General features: G+C 63.6%; 10 protein-coding genes and 1 pseudogene. 6 read left to right on the plus strand and 5 right to left on the minus strand.

Annotated elements, in window-relative coordinates:
* Window positions 1-278: pseudogene (locus tag HP547_RS23130) on the plus strand (FAD-binding oxidoreductase); the annotation flags it as partial.
* A gap of 39 nt (window positions 279-317) precedes the next feature.
* Here HP547_RS23130 and HP547_RS23135 read toward each other — a convergent pair.
* On the minus strand, window positions 318-548 hold the full coding sequence (locus HP547_RS23135; RefSeq protein WP_172223092.1) for a DUF1127 domain-containing protein: 231 nt from the start codon (window positions 546-548) through the stop codon (window positions 318-320).
* A gap of 178 nt (window positions 549-726) precedes the next feature.
* On the opposite strand from HP547_RS23135, the gene HP547_RS23140 reads away from it, so the two are divergent.
* Together HP547_RS23140 and HP547_RS23145 are read left to right on the plus strand one after the other, a co-directional pair.
* A complete protein-coding gene (locus HP547_RS23140) occupies window positions 727-2,157 on the plus strand; it encodes an aminotransferase class I/II-fold pyridoxal phosphate-dependent enzyme (protein WP_172287600.1) in 1,431 nt (476 codons plus the stop codon).
* Window positions 2,158-2,217: 60 nt separating this feature from the next.
* Window positions 2,218-3,765, plus strand: a complete 1,548-nt coding sequence (locus HP547_RS23145; RefSeq protein ID WP_172223100.1) for a phospholipase D family protein — start codon at window positions 2,218-2,220, stop codon at window positions 3,763-3,765.
* Between the two features lie 60 nt (window positions 3,766-3,825).
* Here HP547_RS23145 and HP547_RS23150 read toward each other — a convergent pair whose 3' ends face one another.
* Window positions 3,826-4,965: an MFS transporter gene (locus tag HP547_RS23150; protein ID WP_172287602.1), complete on the minus strand. Its 1,140-nt coding sequence runs from the start codon at window positions 4,963-4,965 to the stop codon at window positions 3,826-3,828.
* A gap of 105 nt (window positions 4,966-5,070) precedes the next feature.
* Window positions 5,071-6,564 carry an aldehyde dehydrogenase gene (locus HP547_RS23155; protein ID WP_172287605.1) on the minus strand — a complete coding sequence of 498 codons (1,494 nt, stop codon included), beginning with the start codon at window positions 6,562-6,564 and terminating at the stop codon, window positions 5,071-5,073.
* Window positions 6,565-6,760: 196 nt separating this feature from the next.
* Here HP547_RS23155 and HP547_RS23160 point away from each other — a divergent pair, with 196 nt between their 5' ends.
* Both HP547_RS23160 and HP547_RS23165 read left to right on the plus strand, forming a co-directional pair.
* The gene (locus HP547_RS23160) at window positions 6,761-7,120 is read left to right on the plus strand and encodes a cupin domain-containing protein (protein WP_112249410.1); all 360 of its coding nucleotides are present in this window, start codon (window positions 6,761-6,763) and stop codon (window positions 7,118-7,120) included.
* 83 nt (window positions 7,121-7,203) lie between these two features.
* Window positions 7,204-7,407, plus strand: a complete 204-nt coding sequence (locus HP547_RS23165) for a hypothetical protein (RefSeq protein WP_172223115.1) — start codon at window positions 7,204-7,206, stop codon at window positions 7,405-7,407.
* Between the two features lie 66 nt (window positions 7,408-7,473).
* Here the strand turns inward: HP547_RS23165 and rpmG are convergent, their stop codons facing one another.
* Complete coding sequence (rpmG, locus tag HP547_RS23170; RefSeq protein WP_003253507.1) at window positions 7,474-7,629, minus strand: 50S ribosomal protein L33; 156 nt, start codon at window positions 7,627-7,629, stop codon at window positions 7,474-7,476.
* 11 nt (window positions 7,630-7,640) lie between these two features.
* Window positions 7,641-7,877, minus strand: a complete 237-nt coding sequence (rpmB, locus tag HP547_RS23175; RefSeq protein WP_172223119.1) for a 50S ribosomal protein L28 — start codon at window positions 7,875-7,877, stop codon at window positions 7,641-7,643.
* Between the two features lie 361 nt (window positions 7,878-8,238).
* On the opposite strand from rpmB, the gene HP547_RS23180 reads away from it, so the two are divergent.
* Window positions 8,239-9,846: an ABC transporter substrate-binding protein gene (locus HP547_RS23180; RefSeq protein WP_172287607.1), complete on the plus strand. Its 1,608-nt coding sequence runs from the start codon at window positions 8,239-8,241 to the stop codon at window positions 9,844-9,846.
* Window positions 9,847-10,054: the final 208 nt, after the last annotated feature.

Below are 10,054 nucleotides of genomic sequence, written 5' to 3' on the forward strand. Positions count from 1 at the left end.
GGGGGGGCATGATCGGCATTGGTGCCAACCGCCTGCCGCAGGTGGGCCGCCTGGCCAGCCAGCCGAACGTGTATTACGCCCAGGCCTACGCCGGGCATGGGCTGAACGCCACCCACCTGGCAGCGCGCCTGCTGGGCGAGGCTATCAGCGGCCAGGAGAGCGGGCGCTTCGACCTGTTTGCCAAAGTGCCGCACATCACCTTCCCTGGCGGCCAGCACCTGCGCTCGCCGCTGTTGGCGTTGGGGATGCTCTGGCATCGTCTTAAAGAGCTGGTCTGAAAGCAACGCGGTCTGTGCAGGAGCGCAGCCTCTGCCAGATCAGTCCTTCCAGAAGGGTTTACGCCCCTCGATCCGCGCCTGCTCCCAGCTCAGCCCGACATCGCGCAACTCGTCATCAGTCAACTGCAGCAGCGCCCTGCGGGTGTGCCAGCGATGCAGCATCAGCCCCCAGCGCCCCAGCCCCTGCGGCGCGTTGAACACCTTGGCCTGCTGCCCGGCTTCCAGCTCCCTGGCCATCAGTTGCAAGCGCACATCGCTCATGCCACTCATCGCTGCGTTCTCCCATTCAGTTGATACCGTGGAGAAAGCATGCGCGTCGGCACTAGCGGCAATACAGATCCAATACAGCCTTATTATTCCCATACAGAATTGGCCGTAGGCCGACTGAATGCTGTATTTTCAGGGTAACTGTACCGGTCGTTATGCCATTGCAGCGCAGGAGTATGCCGTGACCCTCTACCTGAACCTTGCCGAGCTGCTGGGTGCCCGTATCGAACAAGGCCTGTACCGCCCTGGGCAGCGGCTGCCATCCGTGCGCGCACTCAGCACAGAGCACGGGGTGAGCCTGAGCACCGTGCAGCAGGCCTACCGCACGCTTGAGGACAGCGGCATGGTCTCGCCAAGGCCCAAGTCCGGCTACTTCGTCAGCGACCACCGCCACCTGCCAGCCCTGCCAGCCGTGAGCCGTCCGGCCCAGCGCCCGGTGGATATCTCGCAGTGGGAACAGGTGCTGGAGCTGATCCGCAGCACCCCGCGCAAGGATGTGGTGCAACTCGGGCGGGGCATGCCCGATATCGACAGCCCCACCCTCAAGCCGCTGCTGCGCAGCCTCGCCCAGTTGAGTCGGCGCCAGGACATGCCTGGCCTGTACTACGACAACATCCATGGCAACCTGGCCCTGCGCGAACAGGTGGCCCGGCTGATGCTCGACTCCGGCTGCCGCCTCGGCCCGGCTGACCTGGTGATCACCACCGGCTGCCATGAGGCGCTGTCGTGCAGCATCCGCGCAGTGTGCGAGCCAGGCGACATTGTTGCAGTCGACTCCCCCAGCTTCCACGGCGCCATGCAAACCCTGAAGGGCCTGGGCATGAAAGCGCTGGAAATCCCCACCGACCCGGTCACCGGCATCAGCCTGGAAGCCCTGGAGCTGGCCCTGGAGCAGTGGCCGATCAAGCTCATCCAGATCACCCCCAGCTGCAACAACCCGCTCGGCTACATCATGCCCGAAGCGCGCAAGAAGGCCCTGCTGAGCCTGGCCCAACGCTACGATGTGGCGATTCTGGAAGACGATGTGTATGGCGACCTGGCCTACACCTACCCGCGCCCACGCACCCTCAAGTCGTTCGACGACGATGGCCGGGTGTTGTTCTGCAGCTCTTTCTCCAAGACCCTCGCCCCTGGGCTCAGGGTGGGCTGGGTGGCACCCGGACGCTACCTTGAGCGGGTGCTGCACATGAAGTACATCAGCACCGGCAGCAGTGCCAGCCAACCGCAACTGGCCATCGCCGACTTCATCGCCGGCGGGCACTACCAGCCCCACGTTCGCCGCATGCGCAGCCAGTATCAGCGCGGCCGCGACCAGATGAGCGACTGGGTAACCCGCTACTTCCCGGCGGGCACGCGGGTCAGCCGGCCCCAGGGCGGCTTCATGCTGTGGGTGGAATTACCAGAACATTTCGACACGCTACGGCTGAACCGGGCTTTACTGGAGCAAGGCGTGCAAGTTGCCGTCGGCAGCATCTTCTCGGCCTCGGGCAAGTTCCGCCACTGCCTGCGCATGAACTTCGCCGCGCGGCCGACGCCGCAGATCGAAGCTGCCGTGCGCAAGGTGGGTGAAACCGCCCTTCGTCTACTGGATGAAGATAGCGCCGGCGCGTAACTTTGCGCCGCCCACCACGGTCCAACCCTTCAAGCTTTCGCCGCACAGGACGATCCACCCTTGAGACTCCAGCGAGCCCTGCCCCTGCTGGTGCTGCTCGGCCTTGTCGGCTGCGCCAGCGTCGGCCCACCCCGCGAAACCAGCCAGGCGCTGCCCGCCCATGACTCGGCCTTCGGTCGCTCGGTGCTGCGCCAGGCCTCACCCTACGGCGGCCGCTCGGGCTTTCGCCTGCTGCCCAACAGCAACGAAGCATTCCGCGCCCGCGCCGAGTTGATCCGCAACGCCCAGGCCAGCATCGACCTGCAGTACTACATCGTCCACGACGGCCTCAGCACGCGCGCCCTGGTCCATGAACTGCTGCGCGCCGCCGACCGTGGGGTACGCGTGCGCGTTCTGCTCGACGACACCACCAGCGACGGCCTGGACACCATCATGGGCACCCTCGACGCCCACCCGAACATCCAGATCCGCGTCTTCAACCCGCTGCATCTGGGCCGCAGCACCGGCGTGACGCGCGCCGTGGGCCGCCTGTTCAACCTGTCGCGCCAGCACCGGCGCATGCACAACAAGCTGTTTCTGGTGGACAACAGCATGGCGATCGTTGGCGGGCGCAACCTGGGCGACGAGTATTTCGATGCCGAGCCCAACCTCAATTTCACCGACATTGACCTGCTCGGCGTAGGCCCGGTGGCCGAGCAGCTGGGACATGGGTTCGATCAATACTGGAACAGCGCCCTCAGCCGCCCCATCGGCGATTTTCTCTGGCGGCAGCCGGACGCCGCCGACCTGCGCGCCAGCCGCCATCGCCTGGAGACATCCCTGGCCGAGGCACGTACCAGGCGTAAAGCCTTGTACGACCGCCTGATGGCCTATCAGTCGCAGCCTCGCCTGGATATCTGGCGCAACGAGCTGATCTGGGCCCATAGCCAGGCCCTGTGGGATGCGCCCAGCAAAGTCCTGGCCGACGACGAACCGGACCCGCACCTGCTGCTGACCCAGCAGCTGGCCCCCGACCTCGGCAATGTGCAGCACGAACTGATTCTGGTGTCGGCGTACTTCGTGCCTGGCGAATCCGGCCTGCTGTACCTGACCCACAGTGCCGACGCCGGCATTTCGGTCAAGCTGCTGACCAACTCGCTGGAGGCCACCGACGTGCCGGCGGTGCACGGCGGCTATGCGCCCTACCGCCGCGCGCTGCTGGAGCATGGCGTGCAGTTGTACGAGCTGCGTCGCCAGCCAGGTGACCCAAGCGCCGGGCGCCTGAGCTTCCGGGGCAGCTCGGACTCGAGCCTGCACAGCAAGGCAATCGTCTTCGACCGGCGCAAGACCTTCATTGGCTCGTTCAACTTCGACCCGCGCTCGGTGCTGTGGAATACCGAGGTCGGCGTACTGGTGGATAGCCCGGAGCTGGCGGAATACACCCGTGAACTGGCAATCCAGGGTATGGCGCCAGCGTTGAGTTACCAGGTGAAGCTGGTGGGGGACAAGATGGTATGGGCGACCGAGGACGATGGCCGGCGGCACATGCTGACAGCCGAGCCGGGGGGGCTCTGGCGGCGCTTCAATGCGTGGATCAGCAAGGCAGTTGGCCTGGAAAAGATGCTGTAGGAGCGGCCTTGCCGGGGCGCCGGACCGGTCGGATGGGCCGCAAAGCGGCCCCAAAATCCCTCAGGCAGACGCCGGCTCAAAAGCCCCGCGCCGCTGGGTAAGCACCACCAACCCGGCAGCCCCGACAGCCATCAGCAACAGCAACGCATGCCCGCTGACCCACTGGCTCCCCGCCCCCGCCAGCAACGGCCCAAGCAGGCAGCCAATACCCCACAGCTGCGCCACGTGGGCATTGGCCCGTACCAGCGCATCATCGCGGTAGCGCTCGCCGATCAGCACCAGCGACAAGGTGAACAAGCCCCCGGCACTGGCGCCGAACAACACCCACAATGGCCAGATGGCCGGGGTATGCAGCAACAGCGGAATCGCCAGGCTGGACACCAGCAGGGTTACCGCACAGCCGGTGAACAAGGTACGCCGCGACATATGGTCGGCCAGCGCGCCAATGGGCAGCTGCAGCACCGCATCCCCCACCACCACGGTACTGACCATGAACAAGGCGATTTCGGTAGTGAAGCCCTGCTGCAGGCAATACACCGGCAGCAAGGTGAGGATCATCGCCTCGAACGAGGCGAACAGGGCGATGGCCCAGGCGATCACCGGCAACCGCCGGCAGAAGGCGAACAGGTCGCGGAAGGTGACATTGCAGGCTTCCGTGCTGGGTGCACCGCCACGCTTCAGAAGTATCAGCGGCGCCAACAGCAGCAGGCCGGTTGCGGCCCAGAAGCCGAAGTCATCGTCAGAGCCGAGAAAGCCCAGCACCAACGGCCCGGCCAGCTGGCTGAGGGCGTAGCTGCTGCCATACAGCGCCACCAGCCGGCCGCGCCACCGCTCGACCACCAGCTGGTTGATCCAGCTTTCGCCGAGGATGAACACCACAGTCAGCGACATGCCGATCATCAGGCGCAACAGTAGCCACAACGGATAACTGGGCAATAGTGCGACCAGGCCGATCGACAGCGCCCCGCCCCACAGGCACAGGCGCATGGCCGCAGGCACGCCGACCCAGCCGGCCAGGCGGCTGGCCAGGCTGGCACCCACCAGTACGCCCAGCGCCGGCATCGCCGCCATCACGCCGATGGCGAAGCTGCCATAGCCCCAGGCCTCCAGGCGCAGGGACACCAGCGGCATGCTCACGCCGAGCGCCAGCCCGACGCTGAGCACGGACGCCAGTACGGCGAAGTAGGTACCCCAACGCATTGCAGCCTCCCTTGCAAAATTCTTGAACAGCAAAAACAACGAAGCCGGGGCAGCGTGAGCCGACCCGGCTATTGCTAGGGCCGCGTGGCGGCCCCAACCTCTGGATTACAGCTTGATCCAGGTTGCCTTCAGCTCGGTGTATTTTTCCAGCGCATGCAGCGACTTGTCACGGCCGTTGCCCGACTGCTTGAAGCCACCGAACGGTGCGGTCATGTCGCCGCCGTCGTACTGGTTCACCCAGACGCTGCCGGCGCGCACGGCGCGGGCGGTCTTGTGGGCCTTGGAGATGTCCGACGTCCAGATGCCCGCCGCCAGGCCATACGGCGTGTCGTTGGCAATGGCCACGGCCTCTTCGGCGGTGTCGAAGGCGATCACCGACAGCACCGGTCCGAAGATTTCTTCCTGGGCGATCTTCATGGCGTTGGTCACGCCGTCGAAGATGGTCGGCTCGACGTAGGTACCGCCAGTCTCTTCCAGGGTGCGCTTGCCACCGGCGACCAGCTTGGCGCCGTCCTTGTGACCCGCATCGATGTAGGACAGCACAGTGTTCATTTGCTGGGTGTCGACCAGGGCACCGACAGTGGTCTGTGGGTCCAGCGGGTTGCCTGGCTTCCAGCCTTTGAGGGCTTCGATCACCATAGGCAGGAACTTGTCCTTGATCGAACGCTCGACCAGCAGGCGCGAGCCTGCGGTGCACACTTCGCCCTGGTTGAAGGCGATGGCGCTGGCAGCAGCCTCGGCGGCAGCTTGCAGGTCCGGGGCGTCGGCGAAGACGATGTTCGGGCTCTTGCCGCCAGCTTCCAGCCAGATGCGCTTCATGTTCGATTCGCCCGCGTAGACCATCAGCTGCTTGGCGATCTTGGTCGAACCGGTGAACACCAGGGTGTCGACGTCCATGTGCAGGGCCAGGGCCTTGCCCACGGTGTGGCCGTAGCCTGGCAGCACGTTCAGCACGCCAGCCGGGATACCGGCTTCGATGGCCAGCTGGGCAATGCGAATGGCGGTCAGCGGCGATTTTTCGGACGGCTTGAGCACCACCGAATTACCGGTGGCCAGCGCCGGGCCGAGCTTCCAGCAGGCCATCAGCAGCGGGAAGTTCCACGGTACGATGGCGCCAACCACACCCACCGCTTCGCGGGTTACCAGGCCAAGCTGGTCGTGCGGGGTCGGGGCGACTTCGTCGTAGACCTTGTCGATGGCTTCGGCAGTCCAGTGGATGGCCTGGGCCGCACCCGGTACGTCGATGCTGGAGGAGTCGCCGATCGGCTTGCCCATGTCCAGGGTTTCCAGCAGCGCCAGCTCTTCTACGTTTTTGCGCAGCAGGTCGGCGAAGCGGATCAGCTTGGCCTTGCGCTTGGCCGGGGCCAGTTGCGACCAGACACCGGCATTGAAGGTGGCACGGGCGTTTTCCACAGCGCGGTTGGCATCGGTCAGGTCGCAGCTGGCAACCTTGGCCAGGAAGCGTCCGTCGACCGGGCTCAGGCACTCGAAGGTTTCACCGGATGCGGCATCGGTGTATTCGCCGTTGATGAAGGCACGGCCTTCGATCTTCAGTTGCTGGGCACGTTGTTCCCAGTCCGCACGGGTCAGGGTGGTCATACGAAACTCCTCCTCTTGTTTAGGTGCAACGCCGCACTGAGGACTCACAGGCGTTGTCGAAATTCTGGCCGGGCGACGAGCGCACACGGGCAAGCGATACCCTAAACCAGCCGCTGTAAACTATCAATATATTTGACACGGAAGGCTCAAAAGCCTACTGATGTTCATTTTATTAAACAACAACAGGAGCCGCACCATGAGTATCGCCAGCATCATCGACTTCGCACAGGTCATCACCGAAGCCGAACGCTACCGGCCGGCGGCGGAAAAAATCCTCAAGGGCGAACCGGACCAGGCGGTCTACAACCACTACTCCAGCCCTTGCGGGCAGTTTGCCGCCGGTGTGTGGGAAGGTGAGGTGGGCCAGTGGACAGTGAACTACACCGAGCACGAGTACTGCGAGATCGTCCAGGGTGTTTCGGTGCTGCGCGACCAGGATGGCGGGGCGAAAACCCTGCGTGCCGGTGATCGGTTTGTCATCCCGGCCGGGTTCAAGGGCACCTGGGAGGTGCTGGAGCCTTGCCGCAAGATCTATGTGATGTTTGAACAGAAATAACTATTTAGCGCAGCAAGCCAGCTGGCGTGCGTGAGCATGGCCCTGCCCATGTCGGGCCACGCAACTTCAACAGGAAGATCACCATGACCAACGAAGAAGCCCTGCAAACCCTCGCCCACCTGATCGGCACCCGGTACGCGCCAGAACTGAAGGACACCATCTGCACCCTCACCGGCCGCAAGCGGGTGGTTGGCCCCAATGAGATATGCACCCGCGAGTACGACGTTGAACGCATCCAGATCAAGGCCGGCGCCGACCTGCTGATCCAGGGCTTCGACTTCAACTGAGCCGGCTGTAGACATAAAAAAACCCGCGTCCTTACGGATGCGGGTTTTTTTCAGGTCGCCGATCAATTACTTGATCTTGGCTTCCTTGTACACCACGTGCTTGCGAACAACCGGATCGTATTTCTTGATCTCGATTTTGTCCGGGGTGGTGCGCTTGTTCTTGTCGGTGGTGTAGAAGTGGCCGGTACCGGCACTCGAAACCAGACGGATCAATTCACGCATGATGCTCTCCCTTAAACCTTGGTGCCAGCTTTGCGGAGGTCGACCAGAACGGCGTCGATACCGCGCTTGTCGATGATACGCATGCCTTTGGCGGAAACGCGCAGACGCACGAAACGCTTCTCGGATTCAACCCAGAAACGGTGGTGCTGCAGGTTCGGCAGGAAACGACGACGGGTTTTGTTGTTTGCGTGGGAAATGTTGTTCCCGGTTACTGGACCCTTACCAGTAACTTGACAGACTCTCGACATGACTCAGCCCTCTAAAACCACATGCCCAACCCGGCATGGGTTGGCCGCTTAATCTCTCAGTCTTTGGCGCCAGGGCGCCGTGATTCTGGAGGTCTTATCGACCGGATCCGCTTATGCGACAGGCCGAGCCCCTAGAAAAGAGCGCTGCTTTATACCAGAAAGACTTGGCTGCAACAACTGTAGATGCACATCGCTGCAAGCCAGAACGCGCCGGGCCAGCATAGCGGCAGGCCCCGCCAGCCGTCGACCGCTCGTCGCGAGATTTGTAAAAAAGGGTGTGGTCATTTACCGGCGGGCGCACTAGGGTAGGCCTTTTCCAGACTGCACTGGCAGATGGGCCACTGACAGCCAAGGAGCCACTATGCGTGCTGCCGCCCTTTCCTTGTTTTTCAACTCCCTGTTCGCTGCGGGCACCCTGTTCGCCGCCGGCGTTGCTCAGGCTGCCCCGCTGAGCGTCTGCAGCGAGGCCAGCCCTGAAGGCTTCGATGTGGTTCAGTACAACTCGCTGACCACCACCAACGCCACGGCCGATGTGTTGATGAACCGCCTGGTGGAGTTCGATGCGGCGCAAGGCAAGGTCGTACCGAGCCTGGCGGCTAGCTGGACAGTATCGGCCGATGGCCTGGTCTATGACTTCACCCTGCGCGATGGCGTGAAGTTCCACACCACTGCCTGGTTCAAGCCCGGCCGCGAAATGAATGCCGACGATGTGCTGTTCAGTTTCCAGCGCATGCTCTACCCCGCCCACGCCTGGCACAAGAGCGCCCCAGGCGGCTACCCGCATGCCCAGTCGCTGCAGCTGGCCAGCCTGATCAAGGCGATCGAGGCCCCGGCACCGAACACCGTGCGCTTCACCCTCAGCCACCCCGACGCCACGTTCCTGGCCACCCTGAGCATGGGCTTCGCCTCGATCTATTCCGCCGAATACGCCGACAAGCTGCTCAAGGCCGGCACGCCCGAGAAGCTCAACAGCCAGCCGATCGGCACCGGTCCGTTCGTGTTCCAGCGCTTCCAGAAAGACGCCGTGGTGCGCTATCGCGCCAACCCGGACTACTTCGGCGGCAAGCCGGCGGTCGACCCACTGATCTTCGCCATCACCACCGATGCCAACGTGCGCCTGCAGAAGCTCAAGCGTGGCGAGTGCCAGGTGGCCCTGTCGCCAAAGCCGCTGGACATTGCCGAGGCCGGCAAGGATGGCAACCTCAAGGTCGCCACCACCCCGGCGTTCATGACCGCCTTCGTCGCCATCAACAGCCAGCACCCGCCGCTGGACAAGCCGGAAGTGCGCCAGGCGATCAACCTGGCCTTCGACAAGCAGGCCTACCTCAAGGCGGTATTCGAAGACTCTGCGGTGGCCGCCAACGGGCCCTACCCGCCCAATACCTGGAGCTACGCCAAGGATCTGCCCGGCTACCCACTGGACCTGAAAAAAGCCAAGGCCCTGCTGACCAAGGCTGGCCTGGCAGAAGGCTTCAGCACCACTATCTGGACCCGTCCGTCGGGTAGCCTGCTGAACCCCAACCCAAGCCTGGGTGCACAGATGCTGCAGGCCGACCTGGCCAAGATCGGCGTGAAAGCGGAGATCCGCGTGATCGAATGGGGCGAGCTGATCCGCCGTGCCAAGGCGGGCGAGCATGACCTGTTGTTCATGGGCTGGGCGGGCGACAATGGCGACCCGGACAACTTCCTCAGCCCGCAGTTTTCCTGTGCGGCGGTGGAGTCGGGGACCAACTTCGCACGCTTCTGCGACAACCGCCTGGACCAGCTGATCAGCGCCGGGCGCACCACCAATGACCAGAGCGTGCGCAGCCGGCTGTATCAGCAGGCGCAGACCTTGATCCAGCAGCAGGCGCTGTGGGTGCCACTGGCGCATCCAACGGCGGCGACGCTGCTGCGCCAGGGGGTCGAGGGATATCAGGTGAGCCCGTTCGGGCGGCTGGACTTCAGTAAGGTTTCGGTGACCAAGTGAGTTAGGGGCGCCTGCCTTGAGGGGTGTGGCGCTCGATCTCCCAGGCGCCAGACATCTCAAGACAGGCGCCCGGCAGCCCTGGAGGGTGTCAGAAATTTTGTGTTCGGGCATAACATGAGTAAGAGGTGCATGTATGCCAACCAAAAAAAAACCGCTCCGAGAGTTACCAAAGGTTCCGAAAGAGCTGCTGGAACAGTTTTCCGCTGTT

This window comes from Pseudomonas sp. CM27, assembly GCF_013179515.1.
In the GTDB taxonomy this organism is placed as follows: Bacteria; Pseudomonadota; Gammaproteobacteria; order Pseudomonadales; family Pseudomonadaceae; genus Aquipseudomonas.

What these genes read in the sequence shown, in the direction of transcription:
- rpmB (WP_172223119.1), bottom strand. Translation starts at nt 7,877, where the DNA reads ATGTCGAGAGTCTGTCAAGTTACTGGTAAGGGTCCAGTAACCGGGAAC.
- rpmG (WP_003253507.1), bottom strand. Translation starts at nt 7,629, where the DNA reads ATGCGTGAATTGATCCGTCTGGTTTCGAGTGCCGGTACCGGCCACTTC.
- HP547_RS23150 (WP_172287602.1), bottom strand. Translation starts at nt 4,965, where the DNA reads ATGCGTTGGGGTACCTACTTCGCCGTACTGGCGTCCGTGCTCAGCGTC.
- HP547_RS23155 (WP_172287605.1), bottom strand. Translation starts at nt 6,564, where the DNA reads ATGACCACCCTGACCCGTGCGGACTGGGAACAACGTGCCCAGCAACTG.
- HP547_RS23160 (WP_112249410.1), top strand. Translation starts at nt 6,761, where the DNA reads ATGAGTATCGCCAGCATCATCGACTTCGCACAGGTCATCACCGAAGCC.
- HP547_RS23165 (WP_172223115.1), top strand. Translation starts at nt 7,204, where the DNA reads ATGACCAACGAAGAAGCCCTGCAAACCCTCGCCCACCTGATCGGCACC.
- HP547_RS23180 (WP_172287607.1), top strand. Translation starts at nt 8,239, where the DNA reads ATGCGTGCTGCCGCCCTTTCCTTGTTTTTCAACTCCCTGTTCGCTGCG.
- HP547_RS23135 (WP_172223092.1), bottom strand. Translation starts at nt 548, where the DNA reads ATGAGTGGCATGAGCGATGTGCGCTTGCAACTGATGGCCAGGGAGCTG.